Origin of the sequence: Desulfuromonas sp. (assembly GCF_002868845.1) — a bacterium.
In the GTDB taxonomy this organism is placed as follows: Bacteria; Desulfobacterota; Desulfuromonadia; order Desulfuromonadales; family BM501; genus BM501.
In genome coordinates this window covers 22,792-46,884 of the sequence record NZ_PKUB01000020.1, presented here as the reverse complement: position 1 = coordinate 46,884, position 24,093 = coordinate 22,792, and the positions used below count along the sequence as shown (strand labels likewise).

16 protein-coding genes and 1 tRNA gene are annotated in these 24,093 nt (G+C 64.9%); 8 read left to right on the top strand and 9 right to left on the bottom strand.

The genetic code is table 11. The annotated features are described in order from the left end of the window. Window positions 1-13: 13 nt before the first annotated feature. The 8 genes from C0617_RS06200 to C0617_RS06165 all read left to right on the top strand — a co-directional run bounded on the left by C0617_RS06200 (window position 14) and on the right by C0617_RS06165 (window position 8,005). Window positions 14-337 (top strand): MTH1187 family thiamine-binding protein, encoded by a 324-nt coding sequence (locus tag C0617_RS06200; protein ID WP_291316146.1) that lies wholly within the window; start codon window positions 14-16, stop codon window positions 335-337. Between the two features lie 9 nt (window positions 338-346). Continuing rightward, window positions 347-1,690: a Na+/H+ antiporter NhaA gene (gene nhaA / locus C0617_RS06195; protein WP_291316145.1), complete on the top strand. Its 1,344-nt coding sequence runs from the start codon at window positions 347-349 to the stop codon at window positions 1,688-1,690. 121 nt (window positions 1,691-1,811) lie between these two features. Further along, on the top strand, window positions 1,812-4,601 hold the full coding sequence (gene ileS / locus C0617_RS06190; RefSeq protein WP_291316144.1) for an isoleucine--tRNA ligase: 2,790 nt from the start codon (window positions 1,812-1,814) through the stop codon (window positions 4,599-4,601). Further along, window positions 4,601-5,092: a signal peptidase II gene (gene lspA / locus C0617_RS06185; protein WP_291316143.1), complete on the top strand. Its 492-nt coding sequence runs from the start codon at window positions 4,601-4,603 to the stop codon at window positions 5,090-5,092. Before ileS ends, lspA begins: the two co-directional genes overlap by 1 nt. Before the next feature lie 74 nt (window positions 5,093-5,166). Further along, a tRNA-Pro gene (locus C0617_RS06180) sits at window positions 5,167-5,243 on the top strand. A 57-nt stretch (window positions 5,244-5,300) separates the two neighbouring features. Further along, a complete protein-coding gene (gene plsY / locus C0617_RS06175; protein ID WP_291316142.1) occupies window positions 5,301-5,891 on the top strand; it encodes a glycerol-3-phosphate 1-O-acyltransferase PlsY in 591 nt (196 codons plus the stop codon). 31 nt (window positions 5,892-5,922) lie between these two features. After that, on the top strand, window positions 5,923-6,924 hold the full coding sequence (gene mltG, locus C0617_RS06170) for an endolytic transglycosylase MltG (RefSeq protein ID WP_291316141.1): 1,002 nt from the start codon (window positions 5,923-5,925) through the stop codon (window positions 6,922-6,924). A gap of 196 nt (window positions 6,925-7,120) precedes the next feature. Further along, entirely contained in the window at window positions 7,121-8,005 is an 885-nt protein-coding gene (locus C0617_RS06165) for a hypothetical protein (protein ID WP_291316140.1), read from the top strand. A gap of 168 nt (window positions 8,006-8,173) precedes the next feature. Here the strand turns inward: C0617_RS06165 and C0617_RS06160 are convergent, their stop codons facing one another. From C0617_RS06160 to C0617_RS06120, 9 genes are all read right to left on the bottom strand, one after another. Next, complete coding sequence (locus C0617_RS06160) at window positions 8,174-9,763, bottom strand: NAD(P)/FAD-dependent oxidoreductase (RefSeq protein WP_291316139.1); 1,590 nt, start codon at window positions 9,761-9,763, stop codon at window positions 8,174-8,176. Between the two features lie 7 nt (window positions 9,764-9,770). Continuing rightward, window positions 9,771-11,159 (bottom strand): GMC family oxidoreductase, encoded by a 1,389-nt coding sequence (locus C0617_RS06155; protein WP_291316138.1) that lies wholly within the window; start codon window positions 11,157-11,159, stop codon window positions 9,771-9,773. Next, entirely contained in the window at window positions 11,159-11,893 is a 735-nt protein-coding gene (locus tag C0617_RS06150) for a flavodoxin family protein (RefSeq protein ID WP_291316137.1), read from the bottom strand. Before C0617_RS06150 ends, C0617_RS06155 begins: the two co-directional genes overlap by 1 nt. Further along, window positions 11,886-18,269, bottom strand: a complete 6,384-nt coding sequence (locus tag C0617_RS06145; protein ID WP_291316136.1) for a type I polyketide synthase — start codon at window positions 18,267-18,269, stop codon at window positions 11,886-11,888. The genes C0617_RS06150 and C0617_RS06145 overlap by 8 nt, the downstream gene beginning before the upstream one ends. Before the next feature lie 93 nt (window positions 18,270-18,362). Next, entirely contained in the window at window positions 18,363-19,568 is a 1,206-nt protein-coding gene (locus C0617_RS06140) for a hypothetical protein (RefSeq protein WP_291316135.1), read from the bottom strand. Between the two features lie 6 nt (window positions 19,569-19,574). Continuing rightward, entirely contained in the window at window positions 19,575-20,360 is a 786-nt protein-coding gene (locus C0617_RS06135) for an outer membrane lipoprotein-sorting protein (protein WP_291316134.1), read from the bottom strand. After that, window positions 20,314-22,644 carry an MMPL family transporter gene (locus C0617_RS06130; RefSeq protein WP_291316133.1) on the bottom strand — a complete coding sequence of 777 codons (2,331 nt, stop codon included), beginning with the start codon at window positions 22,642-22,644 and terminating at the stop codon, window positions 20,314-20,316. The genes C0617_RS06135 and C0617_RS06130 overlap by 47 nt, the downstream gene beginning before the upstream one ends. A gap of 550 nt (window positions 22,645-23,194) precedes the next feature. Next, window positions 23,195-23,701, bottom strand: coding sequence for a hypothetical protein (locus C0617_RS06125; RefSeq protein ID WP_291316132.1), 507 nt, complete (start codon window positions 23,699-23,701; stop codon window positions 23,195-23,197). A 169-nt stretch (window positions 23,702-23,870) separates the two neighbouring features. Next, window positions 23,871-24,035 (bottom strand): hypothetical protein, encoded by a 165-nt coding sequence (locus C0617_RS06120; protein WP_291316131.1) that lies wholly within the window; start codon window positions 24,033-24,035, stop codon window positions 23,871-23,873. Window positions 24,036-24,093 lie beyond the last annotated feature (58 nt).

The window sequence follows — 24,093 nt, the reverse complement described above, 5'->3', positions numbered from 1 at the left end:
GGGAGGGCGGCATATGGCCATTGTTGAAGTCAGCATCACCCCTCTCGGGACGTCGACCCCGGGGGTTTCCAGCTATGTCGCCGGTTGCCTTGAGATTCTCAGGGCGAGCGGCCTGGCTCATCAGCTGACCCCCATGGGGACTGTGATCGAGGGCGATCTGGACGCCATCTTCGCGGTTCTGCGCCGGATGCACGAGGCGCCCTTCGCCGCCGGTGCGGCGCGGGTCTCGACCCAGGTCAAGATCGACGACCGCCGGGATCGGACGGGACACACCATGGCTGGCAAGGTACGGGCGGTCGAGGAGAAACTCGATCCGCAGGCCGCATCCGGGGACTAGGACAAACCGATGCTCAATTTCGATGAACTGCCCTACAAGCTTGCGGTCTTCATGCGTCCCTTCGAGGACTTCTTCAAGCGCCAGGCCTCCGGAGGGTTTGTCCTCATGGCGGCGACGGCGCTCGCCCTTTTTCTGGCCAACTCCCCCCTGAGCGATGCCTACCACCACTTCTGGGAGTTCGAACTGACCGTCGGTTTCGACAGCTTCGGGCTGACCCAGAGCCTGCACCACTGGATCAACGACGGGCTGATGGCGGTCTTTTTCTTCGTCGTCGGTCTGGAGATCAAGCGCGAGTTCCTGGCCGGCGAGCTCGCCAGCGTCCGCAAGGCCGCCCTGCCGATTGCCGGGGCGATCGGGGGGATGCTGGTGCCGGCGCTGCTGTTCCACCTGGTTGCTCCGGAGGGGCCCGAGGCCAAGGGCTGGGGTATCCCCATGGCCACCGATATCGCTTTTGCCCTCGGCATTCTCGCCCTGCTCGGGCCGCGCATCACCCGCTCCATGGCGATCTTTCTCACCGCCCTGGCGATCGTCGACGACCTCGGCGCAGTGCTGGTCATCGCCCTTTTCTATACCGGCGAGCTCTCGACCGCCGCCCTGGGCGCGGCCGCCGTCTGCCTGCTGTTGCTGGTGATCGGCAACCGCCTCGGAGTGCAGCACCCCAACTACTTCGCCCTGGTCGGCCTGGCGCTCTGGATCGCCCTGCTCAAGTCCGGGGTGCACGCCTCGATCGCCGGGGTGCTCATCGGCGCCACCATCCCGGTCCGGCCCCGCCATTTCCACGAGGAGTTCCTGGCCAAGGCCGAAGACCTGCTGCAGCGCTATCGGCAGCTGCGCCGCACCGATGGCCCCTTTCACAACGAGGAGAAGCTCGGCACCCTGCTCGCGCTCGAGCACATCTGCCACGACGCCATGAGCCCTCTGCAGCGCATGGAGCACGAAATGCATCACTGGGTCATCTTCGGGGTGATGCCGATTTTCGCCCTGGCCAACGCCGGGCTGACTTTGACTCCGGGCGACCTGCAGGCCTCCCTGTCCCACCCGGTGACCGTTGGGGTCACGCTCGGGCTGCTGCTCGGAAAACCCCTGGGGATCGTTTTCTTCTCCTGGCTCGCGGTGCGGCTGGGGGTGGCCGACCTGCCTGCCGGTGCGAACTGGACGGCGATGTTCGGGGTGGGGATGCTCGGCGGAATCGGATTCACAATGTCCCTCTTCATTTCGAACCTGGCCTATCTTGATCCGGCCCTGGTGGCTTACGCCAAGGTCGGCATCTTTGCCGCGTCGATTTTTGCCGGGGTGGCCGGTTTCGCCCTGTTGCATCACGCCGGCCGGCGCCGGCCGTCTGCCGAGCCCTGAGTTCTTCGGCGTCGGCCCCTCTCTTCGGGGATCGCCCCCCTTTTCCCTTGACTTATTCAGCTGTTTTGCTAACTTACCGGGCTTGATTTCACCTGGCCCAGGCCGCTGCCGGAGAACTGTCATGGACTACAAAGAGACCCTCAACCTGCCGCAGACCGACTTCCCCATGCGGGGCAACCTGCCCCAGCGCGAGCCGCAGACGCTCAAGCGCTGGGAGGAGATGGGGCTCTATGCAAAGATTGAAAAGGCCGGCCAGGACCGCCCCAACTTTACCATGCACGACGGCCCTCCCTACGCCAACGGCCACACCCACATCGGCCATGCCCTCAACAAGATCCTCAAGGACGTTGTCATGAAGAGCCGGCGCATGCAGGGCTTCTACGTCCCCTACGTGCCGGGCTGGGACTGCCACGGCCTGCCGATCGAACTGATGGTCGACAAGAAGCTCGGCAAGAAGAAGCTGGAGATGACCAAGGCGCAGGTGCGCAAGGAATGCCGCGCCTACGCCGCGGAGTGGGTCGGCATCCAGAGCGAGGAGTTCAAGCGCCTCGGGGTCTTCGGCGACTGGGAGCACCCCTACCTGACCATGCACACCAGCTACGAGGCGGCCACCGCCCGGGAACTCGCCCGCTTCGCCGAGCGGGGCGGCCTCTTCAAGGGCAAGAAGCCGATCCACTGGTGCTCCTCCTGCGTCACCGCGCTCGCCGAGGCCGAGGTCGAGTACGCCGACCACACCTCCCCCTCGATCTACGTCAAGTTCCCCTACGCCGGCACCCTCCCCGCCGAGGCGTCGGCCCTGGCAGGGAAGACGGTCTCCTTCGTTATCTGGACCACGACTCCCTGGACGATCCCCGCCAACCTCGGCATTTGCCTCAACCCCGAGCTCGACTACGTCGGCGTCGAGGTCGGCGGCGCCGACGGTGAGGTGCTGGTGATGGCCGAGGGGCTGTACGAGACGGTGCTGAAGGAACTCGGCATCGACGACTACCGGGTCATGGCGACCCTCAAATCCGCCGGCTTCGAGCGGCAGACCTGCCGCCATCCCTTCTACGACCGCGACTCCCTCATCGTCCTCGGCGACCACGTCACCCTCGAGGCCGGCACCGGCTGCGTCCACACCGCCCCCGGCCACGGCCAGGAGGACTACCAGGTCGGCCTGCAGTACGGCCTGGAGATCTACAACCCCGTCAACGACTACGGCAAGTACCGGGACGACGTCGAATTCTTCGGCGGCATGAAGATCACCGCCGCCAACGACGCCGTCTGCGCCAAGATGACCGAGGTCGGGGCGCTGCTCCAGGAAAGCAAGGTGACCCACAGCTATCCCCACTGCTGGCGCTGCAAGAAGCCGGTGATCTTCCGCGCCACCGAGCAGTGGTTCATCTCCATGGAGGCCAACACGCTGCGCGAGAAGGCCCTCGAGGAGATCGACCGGGTCAAATGGATCCCCGCCTGGGGGCACGACCGCATCTACAACATGGTCGAGAACCGCCCCGACTGGTGCATCAGCCGCCAGCGCTCCTGGGGGGTTCCGATCACCGTCTTCTACTGCGAGAAGTGCGGCGAGGCCCTCGCCGACGGCAAGACGATGCACCATGTCGCCGACCTCTTCGAGGAGGCCGGCAGCGACCTCTGGTACGAGAAGGAAGCGGCGGAGCTTCTCCCGGCGGGGACGGCCTGCCCGTCCTGCGGCCACGGCGCCTTCACCAAGGAGAGCGACATCCTCGACGTCTGGTTCGACTCCGGCGTCTCCCACGCCGCGGTCGTCGAGAAGCGCGACGAGCTCTCCACCCCCGCCGATCTCTACCTCGAGGGGAGCGACCAGCACCGCGGCTGGTTCCACTCGAGCCTCCTCGCTTCCGTCGGAACCCGGGATCAGGCCCCCTACAAGGCGGTCCTCACCCACGGCTTCGTCGTCGACGGCAAGGGGAAGAAGATGTCCAAGTCGACGGGGAACGTCGTCGCCCCGGAGGAGGTCATCAAGAAGTACGGCGTCGAGATCCTGCGCCTGTGGGTCGCCGCCCAGGACTACCGGGACGACATCCGCATCAGCCAGGAGATCCTGCAGCGCCTCTCCGACGCATACCGCCGGATCCGCAACACGGCCCGCTACATCCTCGGCAACATCCATGACTTCGACCCGTCCGCCGACAGCGTCCCCGACGGCGACCTGCTGGAGATCGACCGCTGGGCCCTCTCCAGGCTCGAGGGCCTGGTGAAGCGGGTCGAGCGTTCATACGGCGAGTACGAGTTCCACGTCCTCTATCACGCCGTGCACAACTTCTGCTCCGTTGACATGAGCGCTTTTTACCTCGATGTGCTCAAGGACCGGCTCTACACCGCGCCGAAAAAGAGTCTCGGGAGGCGCAGCGCCCAGACGGCCATGTACCGGATCCTCGACGCCCTGACACGGCTGATTGCCCCGGTCCTCTCCTTCACCGCCGACGAGATCTGGGCGGAGCTGCCCGGCGAACGCGAGGAAAGCGTACATCTGGCCGCTTTTCCCCGCTTCGTGGAGAGCCTCTTCGATGACCGGCTCGAGGAGCGCTACGGGCGTCTGCTCAAGGTGCGCTCCGACGTTTCCAAGGCCCTGGAGCTGGCCCGGGGCGAGAAAGTCGTCGGCCATTCCCTCGATGCCAGGGTCTTTATCGAGGCCCCCGCGGGCGAGTGGCGGGAGCTGCTCGAGGCCTACCGGGACGAGTTGGCGACCCTGTGCATCGTCTCCCAGGCCGAGCTCGCCGAGGGGCTGGAGGGGGCCGTCGCCGGCGAGGAGGTCGATGGCCTCAAGGTCCGTGTCGAGAAGGCCGGCGGCGATAAGTGCGAGCGCTGCTGGAACTATTCGCCGAGCGTTGGCGAGTCGGATGCCCATCCCACCGTCTGCGGCAGCTGCCGCGAAGCACTGGCTGGTTGATGATGATCTCTGCCCGCTACCGCACCCTGGCCTGGGTCAGCGCAATCGTCCTGATTCTGGATCAAGTCACCAAGCTCTACGTCGACAGCCGTTTCGTCCTTCACGAGTCGGTGACGGTGCTGGAGAACTTCCTCCACATCACCTATGTGCGCAACAAGGGGGCGGCTTTCGGCATCCTCGCCGACAACGCCCTGCGCCTGCCATTTTTTATCGGGGTCTCCCTCGTCGCCTGCATCGGCATTCTCTGGTACCTGCACCGCACCGGCGACAACCAGAAGTTGCTACATCTCGCCCTGGCCCTGATCTTCGGTGGGGCCATCGGCAACTTTATCGATCGGGTGCGCCTCGGCGAGGTCATCGACTTCATCTACGCCCACTGGTACGAACACTACTGGCCCGCCTTCAACGTCGCCGACTCGGCGATCTCCGTCGGGGTCGTGCTGCTGCTGGTCGACCTGTGGGTGGAGGAGCGTCGCAAGAAGGTTCCCTGAACGGGGAAAACCCCCTTGCCATTTCCCCTCGCTCGTGGTAAAAATGTCGGCCGGTCTTACGAGAGGACAAGTGTCGGGATGTAGCGCAGCCTGGTAGCGCACCTGCTTCGGGAGCAGGGGGCCGCTGGTTCGAATCCAGTCATCCCGACCATCTCTCTTTCCTGGCGAAAGCGGCTCCGGCCGCTTTTGTGCTTTATACCGGAATATTATGGGCATACTGACTCTGCTTCTTCTCGTCTCCTATCTTATCGGAGCCATCCCCACCGGGGTCCTGCTGACCCGTTTGGCGGGGGGAGGCGATGTCCGCCAGTCGGGCAGCGGCAACATTGGCGCTACCAATGTCTACCGGGTGGCGGGTCGCCGCCTCGGGGTGCTGACCCTGGCCGGGGACGCCCTCAAGGGGGTGCTGCCGGTTCTCTACGCCACCGCGGTCCTCGGCCTGGGCGACGCCCAGACCGGGCTCGTCGCCCTGGCGGCCTTTCTGGGGCACTGTTACCCCGTCTATCTCGGATTCAAGGGGGGCAAGGGGGTGGCTACAGCCCTTGGCATATTCCTCGTTCTCTCCCCCCTGTCCGTACTCGGAGCCTTTCTCCTTTTCGCTCTGCTGCTGTGGCGCTTCCGTTACATCTCCCTGGGATCGATCAGCGCCGCGGCGGTAATTCCTTTCCTGGTCCTGTTGGTCGAGGGCTCCCGGCCCCTGTTCCTTGCCACCCTGATCATAAGCGCCCTGGTGGTTCTGCGTCACCGGGGCAATATCGAGCGTCTTCTCAATGGCACCGAAAATCGCTTCAGAGCCTGAACGGCTGCTGGCGTAAGCGCTGGGCGACCTCATGGGCAAACGTACCATTACTCTCTGGATCCTGATCTCGGCCGTGATTCTGCCCCTCGTTTTGCTGGGCGGTGTTTTCGGCCTTTTTTTGTTTCGGCCGGTGGCCCCCCCGGGGGAGCGGCTGGTGACGGTCGCCCCGGGCCAGCCCTTCAACCAGGTGGCGACCCGACTCGAGAAAGAGGGGGTTGTCGACAGCGCCCTGGGGCTGAAGCTGCTGGCCCGCCTGCAGGGGGCGGCCCGCCAGGTCCAGGCCGGCAATTACGAGTTCTCCTCCCCCGCATCCCCCCGCGAGGTCCTGGCCCGCCTGGTCAGCGGCGATGTCCGACGGCTGCGCTTCACCGTTCCCGAGGGCCTGACCCTTGCGGAGATCGCGGCCAAGCTCGAAGCCGAGGGTTTCGGGCGGGCCCGCGCCTTTCTGGAACTGTCCGGCGACCAGGGCTTTATCCGTGGGCTCGATCTTCCCGGCCCGACCCTCGAGGGCTACCTCTTTCCCGAGACCTACACCGTGACCGCCGGAATGCCCGAACGGGAGCTGGTCGAGGCCATGGTCCGGGAGCTTCGCCGCCGCCTCTCCCCGGAGCTGGTCGCCCAGGCCACGGGGCGCGGGCTGAACGTCCACCAGCTCCTCACCCTTGCCTCCATTATTCAGAAGGAGGCCGGCAACCTGGCGGAAATGCCACTGATCTCCGCCGTCTTTCACAACCGGCTGAAGAGGGGCATCGCCCTGCAGGCCGACCCGACGGTGATCTACGGGGTGAAGGATTTTGACGGCAACCTCACCCGCAAGCATCTCAACACCCCTACCCCCTATAATACCTACCTTCGTCGGGGCCTGCCTCCGGGGCCGATTGCCAACCCGGGAGAGGACGCCCTGCGCGCCGCCGCCGAACCGGCTCCGGCGGAGTACCTTTACTTCGTCGCCCGCGGTGACGGAACCCATGCCTTCTCCTCCACCCTGCGCGAGCACAACCGGGCGGTTCGCAAATACCAGCTGCGGCGCTAACGTCTCCTGCCATCTTTTATCCGGTGTCCGTTCTTCCGCCCGTGCATGGCGGCACTTGCGGCAGCCCGAATCTCCCTGAATGGCGGTGCCAGCTGCTCGGCGGGCCGGAGCGAAGCGGTTTCGCAGCGGTGTGGACAACCCGCCGGAAGGTGCTAGACTTTCCAGGGTGTTGGATATCGAAAAGGAGGATGGATCTATGCTGCGCGTTCTGATTTTAGTGTCGATTCTCTCTTTGTCCCTGGCCGCCTGCGGGGAGAAAGAAAAGGCCAAAGCCCCGGCGGTCGAGCCCAGCCTGACTGCGCCGAAGACCGCCGAAACTTCGGGGCCGCCCCCGGCCGGGAAGAAAGCCCCCGCCCCTCGGATCCCGGTTGCTGAAAGGGCCGCGCCTTCTCCCTCGGAAGGGGCGGAGGCAGCCCCGGGCGAGGTCGTCGAAAAGATGGTCCCGCTGAGGGCCCTCGCTCCTGTCGCCCCTCATGCCGAACAGGAGGGCGATGTCGAATCCGAGGCGAAGCGGTTCCGGGTCGCTCCGCCGGAATCGGCGGCCCCCGAGGGCGGGGAGGAGTTGCTGCAGGCCGCCCGGGAGCAGACCCGGGAAGCCCGGACCCAGGTGGACAAGGCCTCGGAACTGATGCGCCGGGCCGGTAAGCAGACCGAGGCGACCACCCAGGAGGTCGAGCGCATCGCCCGGCAGGCCGAGCAGGCGCGGGAGAAGGCTCGGGAGGCCCAGGAAAAGGTAACGCGCATCAGCGACCGGGCCCGGGAGGTCACCGAGCAGGCGGCGTTGGTTCAGGATGAAGCCCGGGCGGTGGCCGGGCAGGTTCAGGGATTGGCGGGGCAGGTCCGGAATGTGGGAGAGCAGGTCCTGCAGCTGAAGACCCAGTCCCGGCAGGTCTCAGATCAGGCCGAGGCGATCATCGACCAGGCCCGGCAGGCCATTGACCAGGTGGAGAAGGCCAGCGCGCAAAGCCGCCAGTCCACCGAGCTGGTGGAGCAGGCGGCCCGGGAGTTGGCCGAGAGCGTTTCGGAGATCCTGCGCATGACCGGCGGCGCGGGGGCGCCGCAGGCCTTCGAGGAACTCTAAGTCAGGGGCGAGGGCGTACTGCCCGCCATTCGGGGCGCAGATGCTCGGTACTATGTTTCGTTAAACTGCGCGTTGTTACCAGATCGATATTTTTCGCCGTGACTTAGGGCACGGCGTTTTTTTGTGCCTGACAAATAGGTTGACGGTCTACGTCCTGGCCGGTCTCGTTCAGATGGGCCTGCCCTTGAGGATGCGCCACAACAGGTTTTTTTTCAGGATGGCAGAGCCGGTGATCACACCGGAGAGAAGGGCGCCTGCGACGCCGACCGTCACGATGTCCTGACCGGTCAAGAAAAGATTTTTTACGGGGGTCTGGGCCCGCAGCCAGTTCAGGCGAAAACGCTCCGGGGTGTGTTCGAGGCCGTAGATCTCGCCCCTCCGGTAATTGGAGAAATGCCTGGTCGACAGGGGGGTGGAGGCCACGCAGACTTCGACCCGACCTTTGACCTGGGGCAGGACCGAATACAGCTTCTGCAGCAGCTTCTCTTTCATTTCCTCCTTGAGGGCCTCGTAATCCGCCCCTCGCCCGCCCAACCTGCTCTTCTCCCACCGTTCGAACCAGTCGTAGGGACCGATCCCGAGGACCTGGATGCTCGCTTTGCCGGGATGTTTTTCCGCCCACTGCGAATCTCTTTTCGAGGGAAAGGAGATGTAGGCGAAGTAGGGGTCGCTGTCGGGGGCCCGGCGGAAGCGTCGGTAGTCGTCGTCCATATCGTAGCTGTCGTAGAGCCAATAGTTCGAGCCGGGCAGGGCGAGTTCCCGGTCCGAGCCGTTCAGGCCGAGGTAGACCCCGACGATGGCGGTGGATGGGCCGACCCGGGCCAGGTCGTCCCGCACCGGGCCGAGGCGGTTGTCCTTTGCCGGGAGAAGGTGCTCGAAGGTGTTGCGCGCACCGGCGTTGCTGATGGTCACGGCGGCGCGCAGTTCGTCCCCGTTGGTCATCCTGACGCAGACGGCCTTTCCCCTGTGCAGAAGGATCTCCTGAACGTCGGCTTTGACCACGACCCTGCCGCCGTTTTGCTCGATGACCGGGGCGATGGCCTCGTAGATGCCTGCGGAGCCTCCCCGCGGATAGCTTCCTCCGTCGAGATAATGCTCGGCCACCAGGGCGTGCACGGCAAAGCTGCTCTTTCGGGGGGGCAGGCCGTAATTGCCGTGCTGGGCGCAGAGGACGGAGATGAGCTTTTCGTTGCTCGTCAGGCCGTGAAGGACATCGTAGGTCGTTCGGTCGGAGTATCGGCGGAAGAGCCATTTCGGGACAATGCCTGCCACCTGGCTCAGCCGGGGATGCAGGGCTCGCTCGGCAAAGAACAGCCTGGCCAGGGGATCAATTTTTCCGAGAAGCCGGTAGTACTCGCGGATCGCTTTTTCCTCGGCGGGGAAATAGCCGATCATGCGCTCGATCTGTTTTTCGGGCCCGGTCTCGAAGTCGTAGACGTCTCCCGCGATAATGGCCCGGTCGTAGACGCTGTCCATGGAATCCCATTCCAGGCGCCCCTCGGCCAGATAGTCGAAGATCCTCTGGAGGTTGGTTCCGTGCTTGTGAAACTTGCCGACGTAATGGACCCCGGCGTCCCACTCGTAGCCTCCCTGGGAGAAGGTGTGGGTGAACCCGCCCGGGACATAGTGGCGTTCCAGGACCAGGACTTTTTTCCCCGCCCTGGCGAGGAGGGCCGCGCTCGTCAGGCCTCCCAGGCCGGAGCCGATGACCAGGGCGTCGTAGCTTTCCTTTGCCACTTCTGAGGAGTAGGGTTGCATGATGGTCCTAACTTGTCGGGACGGGAACCGGTTCAGCGATGATCCCGGCCTCCCCTGCCAGGGTCTTGGCGAGGCGCTTGGCCAAGGCGACAATGGTGAGGATGGGGGGCATGCGGCTCGCTTCGGGAAAGTGCTCTGCCGGCAGGACGCTGGCGTCGCACACGAAGAGGTTGTCCGCGGCGGTCTGCAGGTCTGTGCCGACCACGGTGCCGATGGCGGCGGTGCCGCCGGGGTGGGCGCCCTGGATCCTCGATTCGCCAAGGGAGGCGGGCGCCGCCCCCGCCTCGGCCAGGATTCGGCGGGAGATTGCGGCCCCTTCGGCCAGCCGCCTTCGGTCCCTGGCGGTCACCGGCTTCGAGAAGCTGCCGTCGGGAAGGACCCGACCGTTGGCCTCGTCGCTGATCTTGGTCATGATGCCGAGCATGTTGTGCGAAGGCCGCAGTGCGGTCGCCGGTCCGGTTTCCATGGAACGCGCCAGCCGGGGCTGGTTCATGAAGGGGGAGAGAAGGAATCCCCGGGAATGGTTCCCGAGCTCGACCAGCGCCATGACCGGTTCGCGGTCCTGGTGAAGGCCGTCCGTGACCCCGTAGGTGTTCCACATCAGGTCAAGGAAAAACCCCCCACCCGCCTCTTTTAACCGGGAACGCTGAAGGATGGCGGGGGTTTCAAGGCCCCCCGCAGCCAGGATGACGACCTTGGCGTCGATATCGAGCGGGCCGTCGGGGCCCACGCAGCGGACCCCCCTCGCTTTCCCCCGCTCCACCCGCACCTCCGTCACCCGGGCTTCGTAGAGGACCTTGGCGCCCAGCTTTTCCGCCTCCCGCAGGTAGTCCACGGCCGTCCACTTGGCCTGCCGCGCGCAGCCGAAGTGGCAGTGGCCGCACTTGTTGCATCGGTCGGTCTTGATGAACTTGGGCATCGGCCGCATCTCGTGGTCGAGCCTGCCCGCCGCTTCCCGTATTCGGAGCGAGCCTGGGGAAAGGAGCCGTTCATCGATGGGGGAGAGGCCCATCTCCTTTTCCGCCTCGGCGAACTCCTGTTCCAGGGCGACCCCCATCTCGGCCAGTTCCCGTTCCATGGAGCGGACGCCGTTGCCGCAGGAGATGACCGTGCTGCCTCCCGCCATCAGGGCTCGCCAGAGGATCACCCCCTCCTTCGAGCGGGGCGGGGAGAAGGGGCGTTTGCGGATCGCCCGGGGGACGACCCGGGGATAGTGCCGCAGGTCGAAAAAACGGTACCCGTCCAGGAAGGCCCCGACCTTGTCCCGTGCCTTCCCCCGCTCGATGACCAGGACCTGCCGGCCCCTTTTGGCCAGTTCCCGGGCCAGGGTCCCGCCGCCGGCTCCGGAGCCGACGATGAGGAAATCGCAGCTTGTTCCGCCCTTCACGGCGGGCATCAGGAGGCTCCCTGCATGGCGACGAAGTAGCTCTCGAAGGTTTTTACCAGCTCTTCGATGGGCCCCGCGGGCCGGGAAATCTCCTCTTCGGTTTCCCGGGAAATACAGTCGTTTTTCATGAATTCGACTCCGGCCCGGGCGCAGGCGTCGAGAATCCTCTGGTGCTCTGCGCGCCGGGGGTCGGCGCCGCCGAGGACGGAGAGGTCGCGGGACATGGGGACCAGGACGTTGCCGCCGGGCTGAAGCCAGAACACCTTCTGCATGGTCAGCATCGTCTCTTTGAACAGCACGAAGTTGTGCGCCCCGGGGAAAGCGCAGACCCCGATCACCGCCGAGGGGCGGTTCGCTTTGTAGGGCGGCGGGTGGGTCCATACGCCGTCGTTGATCGCCAGGTTCGATCCCGCCAGGCAGACCAGGCGCTCCATGGTGCGGGTCAGGTGGGACGCCACCCCGTAGACGTGGAGGGGGGAGGCGAGCACCACCCGGTCGGCCTGCCTGAACTTCTCGGCGATGAGGTTGCCGTCGTCCTTGGGGAAAACCTCGCATTTCTTCCATTGGCGGAAAAAACAGGCCAGCTCCCCCGCGCAGGGGGTGATGTCCATTTTGGACAGGTAGATCGTTTCAGTCGTGGCCCCGGCCTTCCGGCAACTGGAGAGGAAGGTCTCGAGGATCAGCTCTGTGATCCCCTTGTCGGCCCGCGGACTGGCGTTGAGGACCAGAATGTGCTCAGACATGCCCCCCCCCCTCCTGGCCCTGAATCACCAGGCTGACAGCCAAAAGGTCTTTATCCTCCTTCGTGCAGACCACGTTCACGATCTCCATTTCTGGGAGGTCGGGATAGCGGAAGAGCAGACGGGCGTCGTCTTGCGCCTGGACGAAGGCAGGAACCATCCGCTTCAGGCCGTTGGCTTTTTTCCCGGCCTCGAGCAGGGTCCAGACCCGGGTGGCGCTGATGTCGAAGGCCTCTTCCGTCGCCTGAGAGAGGCTCAAGGCCAGCCCGTAGCCGTCCGGGCCGAGAAGGCCGCGCCAGGTTTCGGCATCCCGGACGCTGACCGCCTCCATGTCGATTCCGACCGGGCCGGATCCGGCAAGGGCCAGGGACATCCCGTCGACATCGGACAGGGAGATGGAGGGCGCAGGGTGTTTTCGATCCTTCGTGGACCAGCCGAAGACCACCTCGGGCTTGCCTTCGGCGGAGTGGGCCAGGGTGAAGTCGGCGCCCGTCAAGCCCTCGTTGCCGGTGTTTCGGGCCAGGGCGAGAACCGCTCTTCGGGCGGCCAGCGTGTTGGCCAGAGAAGAGCCCTGCCGGCTCTCGGAAACCTGGTCGCGGATGCGCTTTTGCTCCCCGGCAGTCAGTTCGGCAAGGTCGTCGGCCTTCATGGTGCCGTGAGAGACGATGGCGAGGGTCAGGGGCGCCGCGATCAGCTGCTCCTGCGCCTGCTCTGCCAAACGGGCCAGTTCCAGCCAGTTCTTGACAGGTTTCTCCCCCAGGCCCGTTTCGGTCGCGGGGGCCCGCACGCTGAGCCCGTTGATGGTCTCCACGAGGTTGCCGTCGGCATCGAAGATGGCCAGGTCGGCGGTGAAGGCGCCATCGTCGTTGAGAGTCGCCCGGGTCCAGCAGGTCAGCTCTTCCCCTTCGAGGGGACGGCGGTAAAAACGGATTTCCTCCATCCCTTCAGGAAGGTAGCCCGGGGGCATGATCAGGGCCCCGGACTGCAGACAGGCGTCCCTGACCGCGGGGGAGGGTGAAGCCAGGGTCTGCTCCGACCCGCCATCGAAGTACTGGGCGCCCTCGGGAACGCGGATTCGGGTGATCGATTCCTCCGCGGTGGTAAACGTCAGAACCCCTGAGATGCGCCGGAAAAACTTGCCCTGGAAAAGCGGGGTCGGACTGAACTCCTCCGGGGCCACCGGAAGCGGAGCGGGCAGTTCGGGGCAGTTCGCCAGGGCGGCCTTCGGCGGATCGGGGAGGCCGAAGACGCACTCGACCTGGAAGTGATCCGCCTCGAACCCGTCAGCCTCCGAGCTCATGGCTACCCTGACAAGGGTCGTCTCGCCGTCGGGCGCCCCGGAATAGGCCATGGTGCGGACCCGCACCTCGGCATTCTCGGGAATGATCAGGGGGCGGTTGAAGCGGATGGCCCGAAGCACCGGCAGGTCCTGCCTGCCGCAGCAGGCCATGGCCGCCTCGGTCATGGCCTCCAATGCCATGACCCCGGGAAACATGGGGGTGCCGTCGAAGACGTGTTCCGGAATGTAAAGGTCCTTGACATGGGAGAGACTGGCCTCGGCGACCAGTTCCACGCCGGGCAGGAAACGGACCGGCTTCTCCAGAAAACGCATCTTCGGCAGGACCGGCGGCGGGTAGAGTTTGGCATCGATGGTGGCCCCGAGGGTGCCGGTGACGACGAAGGTCGATCCGCTCCAGGCCCGGCTGGCCAGGTTCCAGTAGGAGGCCGTCCCCTCGGCCACGGGAATCGAGGCGACCCCCCCCGAGCGCAATATGTCGATGGAGCCCGACTTGGCGCCGATGCCGATCTCTTCCCAGACCGAATAGCCGAGGGTCAGGGCGTGGAGACCGGGGTGGGCCTGGCGCAGGCTTTCCACAGCGCCGTCGAGCCAGGCGTTGGCGAATGTGTAGTCGGCCTGGCGGGCCATCCCGGTGCGGCCCAGGACCGAGCTGATGACGTGCAGGGTTTTGAGTTTCTCCAGGGACAGGGCCGACAGCAGGTTGTAGAGGCCGTGGGCCTTGATTCGGATGCAATGGAGGTAGCTCTCCATGTCCATGGAGCGGAATTCGGCGAATTTGGAAATGCCGGCTCCGTGAAGCAGGCCCGTGACCGTGCCGAGGTTGCGCTCCACGTCCTTGACCACGCCGGCAACGGCTTCGGCGTCGGTGACGTCGCACTGGAGGTAGAGATGCCTGATCCCTTCCATGCCCATTCGCTTCAGATTCCGCGCCAGTTCGTCCCCCTCGGCGTCTGCGGACGGCTCCGGCGGGGGCGACGATCCCAGCAGGGCGAGTTTTGTTCCGGTTTTGCGTCCCAGCTCCAGGGCCATTTCAAATGTGATCCCCTTGCCGCCGCCGGAGACCAGGATGACGTCGGTGCCGCCGATCCGGGGGGCGTCCCCGGAGGGCGTTTCGAGGGGCACTGCCGTGGGGGAGGTGCGCAGCTCGTCGGCATCGTAGTGGAATTCGATCCGGTCGCTTGCGGTGCCGAACTCGAGGACCGCGGTCTGGGCAAACTTCTCCGCACTCCAGGAATCCGGCATGGTGACCGATTTCCAGTGCAGCTTCTTGTGCTCGAGGGAGAGGGTTTTGAGCAGGGCGGCGCCTGCATCCATGTCCCGGGCCCGGTCATCGGCCGCTGCCGGCCGCAGGACAAGGCAGCGGAAACCGCTGTCCGCCGCCACCTTGTCGCTGAGGGCGCTGCGCAGGGTGGTGAAAAGGTCGGTGGCCAGACCTTCCACCCGGTCGGCGAACTCCTGCGCGGGGCAGTCGAGGAACATCCGCTCCTCCTCGGGGAGGATGATTGCAAGGGCCGCCGGGCCCTTTTCACCCGTTCCCGGTTCGGGCACGTTCCGAAATCCGAACTGCAGGACTGAAAAGCCGTTGTCCTCCAGGCTCCGCGCCAGCGCGAAAGCGCGGGGGCAGTCCGGCTCCGTCACGATCCAGACCGGGCCGGCCTCCTTGTGCGCGAGGGGCAGCTTGCGGTCCTGCTCCAGGGGGGCCGGCATCGGCCTGATGTGCAGCGAGCGGATGGTGCTGTCCAGTTCCTCCTCATCCCCTTCCTGCGCGGCCTGCTGATGACCGCCGAGCTCCGTGACCAGGTCGACGATGCTGGCGTTGGCCAGCACCCCCGGGTCGAGGGGGGCCTGCTTGCCCATGGCCCGGCTCAGGGTCAGGACAAGTTCCCCCGCCTTGATGGAGTCGAGGTTGAGGTCGTCGCGCAGGCGTTTTTCCGACTGGACGAACTCGGGAGAGAAGCCGGTTCTCTGCACGATCCAGTCGATGGCCATCTGCAGGGCCGACTCCTGGTCGACAACCTCGGGCTCCGTTTTCGTCGCGGCGGCAGGAGCTTTTGCGGCTTTCCCGGGCGACGCCGCGGGCCTGACCGGCTGGTCGCCGCTCTGGTGCTTGAAATCCAGGGCGATCAGGTCGCTGAGGAACTCCCCCCGGCGCTGCAGGTAGTCGGAGAAAATGGCGGGGTCCCCATCGGCGGGCAGCAGGCCGGCGGGAAGCCAGCCGCTGAGAGCCAGTGGTGTCTCCGGCTCGGGGACCGGCCGTTCGCAGGGGTTGACCAGGAGCTCCGGCCGGTAGTCCCGGTAGTCGAAGGGGCGGCTGAAGCGTTCTGCGAAAATGCGTTCGGTCTTGACCGGCACGCCCAGAACGTAGGCCCGGGCCAGCACCCGGTTCAGGTGGTGGAAATTGTCCTCGTTCTCCAGGTCCGTAGGGAGGCACTCGACGTTGTCCGCCCCGAGGGTGTCACGGACCAGGGAAGAGAGGACGGCGCCCGGGCCGACTTCGATCCAGAGGTCCGGCGTACATTCCCTCTGGATGTTGCTGACGGCTTCGCTGAAAAGGACCGGCTGGCGGATGTGGCCGGCGAGCAGTTCCCGGATGTCGCTGTCTGCCTCCAGGGGGCGGCCGGTCGCGGTGGAGTAGACGGTTCCGGCCGGGGGGGCGAAGGCAACCGACTCCAGCGCGGCGCGGAAGGCCTCTGCGGCCGGGGCGACGAAGTCGGAGTGGAAGGCGTGGGAGACCGGGAGGCGAATGGCCCTGACGGCCTCGCTTTTACAGAGTCCCAGGCACTGCTCGACCGCTTCGCTCGATCCGGAGACAACGGTCTGTCGTGGAGAGTTGTAGTTGGAGATGACCAGGGGGAGGCCGTGGCGCTCCAGGAGTTCCGTCACTTGCTCCGCCGGGGCCCCGAGGGCGGCCATGCCGCTGGCGTTGGGCGCGGCGATGTCGGTAATCGCCTGCCCGCGCAGGGCCGCGATGCGTACTGAGGTCGCCGGGTCGAAAGCGCCGCCGGCGCACAGGGCGCTGATCTCTCCGAGGCTGTGGCCGACGGCGACGTCGGGCTTCAGGCCGAAAAACTCCAGGCTTTCCAGGGCGAGCATGGAGGCGGCGACGATGGCCGGCTGCTGGAGACGGGTCTGGCGCAACTCGTCGCGCCAGCCGGCCCGGGTCGCCTCATCGGCCCCCCACAGGTCGCGCAGTACGCAGTCTTCGAGGCTGCCGCCTTGGAGTGAGGAGAAGCCGGCATCCATTTCCCCGGCGAGTTCCCGGGCGAAGGGGTAACGGCCCCGCCAGTGCTCGCCCATGTTGAGGCGTTGGGAGCCCTGGCCGGGAAAGAGAGCGGCCAGGCGCGGTTTTTCCCGGGCGGTCCCGGCGAAAATTCCCTGCCCGGGGTCGTCGAGTTCGGCCAGGGTGGCTTCCGCCGCGAGCTTCTCCGCCACTGTACGCAACTGCTCGGCCAGCTGCCAGGGGGAGTCGGAGACGATCGCCAGTCGCATCGCGCCGGCCGGTTTTTCAGCGGCCAGGGCCGCGGCCAGGTCGGTCAGCTCGGCCCGGCAGATCCGCTCGGCAACCGGGAGGAGCGTCTCTACCTGGTCCCTCAGGTCGCCCGGCTCGGCGCCGGCGAGGAGCAGGAGTTCGGAGCCCTGGTGGGAGCCGAGAAGCTCGAGGTCTTCCGGGGAAGGCTGGTCCTGCGGGTTGGCCTCTTCGAGGGTGATATGGGTGTTGATCCCGCCGAAGCCCATGGCGCTGACCGAGGCCCGGCGCGGTCCGTCTTCCGAAGCTGCCCAGGCCGCTCCGCGGATCTCCGGGCGCAGCTCGGAGAGGGGGACCCCGAAGGCGGGGTTGGGCCGCTGGCAGCTGACGGTCGGGGGAATCACCTTGCGCTGCAGGGAAAGGGTCGCCTTGATGAAGGCTGCCACCCCGGCGGCCGCCTTGCAGTGGCCGATGTTGGCCTTGATGCTGCCGATGCGGATATTCCCCTTTCCGGGGGAGTCGTCCAGGACGGAGCGGATGGCGCCGATCTCCGTCTTGTCGCCGAGGCTGGTGCCGGTGCCGTGTCCCTCGATCAGGCCGATCGAGCTGATCGGGTAGCCGGCCTTCTTGTAGGCCCGCTGCAGGGCGAGTGCCTGGCCCTCGACCTTGGGGGCGGTGATGCCGCCGCTGCCGTCCGAGGAGATCCCCCATCCCTTGATGGTGGCGTAGATCCGGCACCCGGCCGCCCGCGCGTAGTCTTCCCGGGCCAGGACCACGACGCCGCAGCCTTCCCCGGTGATCATCCCGGCGCCCCGCTCGTCGTAGGGACGGATGTCGTCCTTGGCCAGGGCCTTGGTCTTGGCGAAACCGACGATCTCGAAGGGGTCGAGGCTCACGTCCACTCCGCCGGCCAGGGCGACTTCCATCTCCCCGGCGACAATGGCGTTGCAGGCGTTGGTGACCGCCAGCAGGGAGGAGGAGCAGGCGCCGTCGACGACGTAGCCGCCGCCGCGGAAGTCGAAGTAGTTGCAGACCCGCCCGGCGATGACGTTGCCCATGCTCCCGGCGAGGTAGTCTTCGGTGATTTCCGGCAGGGGCGAAAGGCAGAAATGCTTGATCGCCTCGACCAGGGCGTCGGCGTCGTCCGCCCCGTAGGTCTGGGAGACGGCCCGGCGTACGGAACGTTCGATATAGGGCCAGCGGTTGCGCAGCAGGTAACTGCGGAAGAACTCGCCGGTTCCGCTGTTGCCGAGGATCACCCCCGCCTGGCTCTTGTAGAGTTTCGCAAGGTCCAGCCCGGAGTCCTCCAGGGCCTTCCGGGCGGTGTAAAGGGTCAGCCAGTGCACGATGTCCGAGACGTTTGCGGTGACGGGCGGGATGCCGAATTCCGTCGGATCGAAGGACCAGCCGCTGATCACCGCCATCTGGGTGCTGTAGGTTTTGCCCGGGGCCGTCGGGTCCGGATCGTAATAATCTGCCATCGGCAGGCGTTCGTCGGGCATCCGGCGGAAAAAGCGGCGACCCGCAAGTACGTTCTGCCATAATTCATCGAGGGAGAGGGCGCCGGGGTAGACGCAGTTCATGCCGATGACGGCGATGGATGGGGTGTTCATGGTGATGCTCCTTTCCTCTGGTGGCTCAACCTTCTTCAAAGATGGTCGCGTCGTCTCCGGTTTCGGCCCCCACCGGCCCCGGGCGTGCGGCGTTCAAAAAAACCGTTTCAGACGGAATCGGGCGAAGTCGTCCCGGGCCAGTCCGGCCAGTGGGTCGCCGTTCGGGATGTCGCTGAAGATGCGTCCTTCCACTTCCATTATCCAGTGCCGGCCGATGCGGCGGCTGGCTTCGAGGTTGAGCATGAGGGCGCCGTTGTCACGGTCCCAAAGGACGCCTGCGAGCAGTTCGCTGCTCTGAACGTCGTTCGGGCTCAGGCGCAGCCCCAGGAAGAGGTCGTCGTCCCAGGGGGTGACGGGGGCTTCGTCGTCGCGGCCGTCGTAGAGGTACTCACCGAGCAGGCCGAGATCGACGGCGCTGCCCCGGAGCCCGAAAAGGGTGTATTCGAAGCCTCCGACAAGGGCCCCGAAGCGCTTGCCCTGTCCGCTTCGGGTCATCGCCTCCAGCTTCCACAGCCAGCTTCCCTTGGTGGCCTGGAGGTCGAGGCTGGTCTGCCCGATGATGTCGTAATGCGGCACCAGGACGATCTTCCCCGATGCCTTGGGGGCGGGGACCAGGCGCGGCTCCCGGGATGTCCCCCGGAAATGGCCGAGGCCGATGTCCCAGTCCCCGAAAACACGGCTCCAGCGGCCGGCCCAGTCGATGCGGGCCTCTTCCCGCGAGGACTCGTAGGCCGCCTCGTCGGTATCGATCGGCAGAATTCCCCGCAGGCGGGCCCGGCCATCGGGGAAGGTGCGTTCCCGGAATCCGGGCAGGGCGAAGAGGCCGAAGGTTCCCCAGTCGGAGAGCAGGTTCAGGTTCGCCATCGGCTGACCCAGCTTCTCCTCGGCGTCCACGTCTTCGACCAGGTCGGTCTGGTTGACGATATCGATCAGGTGCCGGGACTCGGCCACCCCCCAGAAGACCTTGCCCAGGCCGAGGCGCAGGTCCCAGGAGCGCTCCAGGTGCAACCAGTTCAGTTCCCTCAGGTCGCCGTGGGTCCGCTGGTCATCGTCCGCGTCGAGGCGCAGGAAGGGGATCACCGTTATCCGGTCATTTCCATCGTTCCACTCGAGACGGATCTCGGGCTGCAGCTCCAGGGAGGGGGAGAGGGTGCTGCGCTCCTGCTCGGGGAAGGCCGGGCTGCGGGGAAAAACCCGCAGTTCGATGCCGCCGTAGCCGGACCATTCCCCGTTCGCGGCGGCCGTTCCGCTGGCGGCCAGAAGGACCAGGGTCGTTATAGCAAGGCAGAGCCTGAACATGGCCGGTTAGCGCAGGCGGCCCAGGGCGCCGCGTTCGAAGTCGGCCTCGTTCAAGGCGGTGCGAAACTGGTAGCTTTTCGCCAGCAGGCGGGTGCTTTTCCCGGTCTGGTCGTTTTCCATGGTGAGATCGTGGGCCCGCCAGTAGGTGCCGAGGTACTGGCGGTAGTCTTTGAAACTCAAGGTTTTGAGCAGCGAGCCTTTGCGGTCGTAGGAGACGATTTTGCGCAGGCGGTAGGCCTCCTTGTCGATCCAGGTCATCTGGCGGCTGTAGCACGATCCTTCATAGATCGGAAAGCGCTCCATCTTGTAGCAGGCGACATTGTCGCAAAGCTCTTCGCCGACGAAGCGGTAGGTGTATTTCGCCAGTTCCTGGGAGGCGAGGTCCTCGTAGGCGAACTCGCTGCCGACAAAGGGGCCCGACTTGTTGCGGGAGGAGATGCGCTTGGTGCGTTTGAGGGCCGGCAGGTAGAGCCACTGGTCGTCCGGTTCGGTGATCCGGGTATAGGTCAGAAGGGCGGTTCCCCGGATGTCCCCGGGGCGGTCAAAGATGATCAGGGCCTTGTCTCCGGCCGTCTCCTCGGGGACCTCGAGGGTCAGCATGCGCAGCTCTCGGTTGCTGGTTTGGCCCTGGCTGTTCTTCAGGATCATTTCCAGTTCGACGGTACTGTTGCCGAACCCCTGGTCCCTCCGGTCGGCCTCCCGGGCAATTTCCAGTCCTCTTTTCTCCGGCGTTTCGGCCAGGGCGTTAAAGGGAAGCAGGCTCAGCAGCATCCAGATCAGAACTCTTGGCATGGGACTTCTCCTCGGTTTTCATCAGCAGTGCGGGCAGAAAGAGCAGGTCGGTGGCCAGGGCCAGACCGATGGTGATGGCGGCCATCTGGCCCATGGCGGCGTTCATTTCGTAGGCGGACAGGGAAAGGACCAAAAAGCCGCCCAGCAGGACCAGGGTTGTGACGATCATGGCGGCGGCCACGCTCGAGAAGGCGTAGAGGGTCGCCTCTTGAGGGCTTTTGCCCAAAACCCGTCGGGCCCTCTGGTACTTGGTCATGAAGTGGATCGTGTCGTCGACCACGACGCCCAGGGTCATTCCCGCCACCATGGAGACGGAAATCCCGACCTGGCTGACCAGCAGCCCCCACACCCCGAAGGCCATGGCGGCCGGCACGAGGTTGGGGAGGATGCTGAGCAGGCCCAGCTTCACCGAGCGCAGGGCGGCAACCATGATCAGGGAGATCAGGGCCAGGGCTCCCAGCCAGCCGGGGAGCATGCTCGCGACGTTGCGGGCGGTGAGGTGGAAGAACATGACCGCCGGGCCGGTTCCCTCCACCTGCATGGAGACCGGGGCGTTGGCGCGCAGCCAGGTCCGGGCGCGCTCTTCCAGCGCGAGCATCTGGCGGGAGGTGATGTGGTGGAGGGTGACGGTCAGGCGGGTCGCCGATTTGTCCACGTTGATTCGGTCGTTCAGGTCGAGGCCGTAAGGCAGGGACATCTCGTAGAGCAGCAGGTACTGGGCCGCCAGGTCCCGCTTGTCCGGAAGGCGATGCCAGAGGGGGTCGTCGTCGTGCAGGTTCTGGTTGAGGCGCTTCATGGTGTCGGTGATGCTGTTGACGTGCACCGCCTCGGGCTGCTGCCGGTACCACTGAGCGAAGCGGTCGAGGACGGCGAGGAACGCCGGGTCGCTGATGCCTCCCGGTTCCCCGGCGTCAAGGGCGTACTCGACAGTGTAGATGCCGGTCAGGTGCTCGTTTGAGTAGTCGGTGGACCGGCGGAATTCGATGCTTTGGTCGAAGTATTCGATGAAGGCGTCATTCAGCTCGTTCCGGGGGATGAAGGATGCGAGGAGGAGCATCACCGCCGCGCTACCCCAGAGCAGGGAGCTTCTGTGCCTCACCACGGATCGGCCGAGAACGTTTATGGCCCCCCCTTCGCGGGCCTGCGCCCGGGGGGGGGCAAGGGGCAGGATCATCATCAGGGCCGGCAGAAGGGTCATCCCCAGGATGAAGGCGAGGGCAACTCCCAGGGCGACGATGTTTCCCAGGTCGCGGAAAGGGGGAGTGTCGCTGAAATTCATGCTCAGAAAGCCGATGGTCGTGGTCAGGCTGGTCAGAAAGACCGGTGCGAGATTGACCTGCAGGCTCTCCGTCATCGATTCAGCCCGGGCGAGGCCCTGACGAAGTCCCTGAAAGAAGCCGACCAGGATGTGGACGCAGTTGGCTACCGCCAGGGTGAGGATGATGGTCGGGGCCATGACCGAAGCCGGGGTCAGCTTGACGCCCGCCCAGCCGGCCAGGCCCATGGCCCCGGATATGGAGAGAGTGACGACCAGGGCCGAGGCGAACACCCCGGCCCAGGAGCGCAGCAACAGGGCGAGGAGGGCTGCCACGGCGGCGAACATGATCGGGACGAGGGTCCGCAGGTCGTGCTGGCTCGCCTCCCAGAAGGCCCGGTTCATCATCAGGTAGCCGGTCAGGTGAACGTCCATGCCGGGGTTGTCGTGGCGCACCTGCTGCGCCAGTTCCCGTGCCCGAAAAACAGCTTCTTGCACCTCCGAGCGGGGGTCACGACCGGGCAGCTGAACGGTGACATTGACCCCGGCGACGTCGGCTTCGGGGGAGATCAGCTGGTTCACGAGCCGAGGATCGTTCAGGGAGATTTTTTTCACCCTCGCCAGCTCCCGGCTGGAGAGGGAGGCGGGGTCGCGGACCAGATCCTCGACGACCAGTTCGTCTCCCTGGGAAAAGCTGTGCTGAAAGTTGGTGAGGGAATCGACCCGGGTCGAGTGGGGGATCTGCCAAGCGGCCTCGGTGAGGGATTTCAGGGCCGCGAGGGTTTGGGGGGTTAAGACCCCGCCGTCGGCCGGGTGAAGCACAAAGAGGATGTTGTCGACCTTGGTAAAGGTTTTCTGCAGGGATTCGAAGGCGGCAAGTTGAGGATTGTCTTCGCTGAAGAATACCCGATAATCTGTGGTGAATTCCAGAAGGCGAACGCCAGCAGAAAGGCCCGCGAAGACGCCCAGGGCCAGCAGGAGGGTCAGGAAGCGTCGGTGGATGATGCTTCGGGTGAACCGCTCAATCACCGCAATCTCCAAAAGACAGCTTCCGGTCAAGGAAGAGGGCTCAGAACTAATTAATGGGCGTGAGGGGCGGGATTAACTTTAAGCAACAAGAAAAATACAATTAAGCATAAAAAATTTGAGAATATAAATCAACAATAAACTTTACAATTAGGTGTGTTTTTGTGTGGGGGCATATTAGCGTCCAGCCGTAGTATGTGGGGGAAAACACCCTTATATTTATGTGTATTTTGTGTTTTTTTGAGGATAAATACCCATGCTTTTTGTTGATTTATGGTGGTAAATGGGTATTTGTCCCCAGCCCTGGGGGGCTTTTGGGGAGCTATGTGGGTCAAATGTCTCAAAAAGTTTGTTTTATGGATGGGTGTGGGGGAAAAGCCCCAGGGCCTTGGCCGGCCCGCAAGGAAGGGAGATCTGCCGCCCTGTCTCATTGGCGATCTGGACGGCGGGGATGGCTCCCCTTCCCTCTACGGCGGCAGGGGCGGGGGCTTTCGGCAGAGAGGGAGCAAGGGGGGGGGAGGGATGCAGAGCTTGGGGTGGCGGGAAGGGGGATCTAATGGTGTCTTTGGGGGAATGGTTCTTTAATGATCTCTTTTTTCAGTTGGTCGTACTCGTCCAGAGTGATCCGGTTGTCCTCGAGCAGCCTGGAGAGTCTCTCGAGTTCCCTGAGGCGCAGCGCCTCGGGGGATTCCAATTGATGGATCGGCCCGGAGTCCCCGGCATCGATGATGCGTCGATGGTCCTGGGGCTGGCCGATGCGGAAGGAGGCGACCCCTCCGAGAAAACTCACCTCCAGGGGACGGTCGCGAAAGGCAGGGTCGTTGATCACATCGCGCAGTTTGCGGTTGTTCTTCTTGATGAGGCGGTAAAAGTAGTAGCAGGAGACGAGGACCAGGAGGAGTCCGCCGAGCAGGATCCAGCCCATGTATTCAACGACCCCCCGGAAGAATACCACGGCCAGTCCGAGCAGCACGGCCAGAAGGGCGTGCAGGATAAGGACGAAGTAGGACAGGAAGATGCTGCTGAGGATCCCTTTTTCCTTTGGTTTCTGCTCGGTCATTGGAACCTTGCGGCAAGCCAGTCTTTTGCCGGGGGTTGAAAACGCGCACGGTCGGTAGAGGAAACAGTTTACCACAGCCTGCGGGGGGGCCGTGAAGGGAAAAAGGAAAGGCCCGCATCCTCTCTGGGGATGCAGGCCTCTGGATTTCATTTGGAAGGTTTTGCGAGAGTCAAGAGAGTTCGATGAGAACCGGGGTTTTCCCGCCGCTTTTCATGCGGCGGAACTCCAGGTGGCTGCCTGAGGTCTGGCCGAAATCGATTTCAGCATCCTCGGAGAAGTGACTGAGCATTTCTTTCAGTTCGCCGACGGTCAGTTTAATTCCGGAGTTGTTCATGGTACAGATCTCTCCTTCTTTAGACAATGTGATGCGAAATCGGGCAGGGGGAGAAATT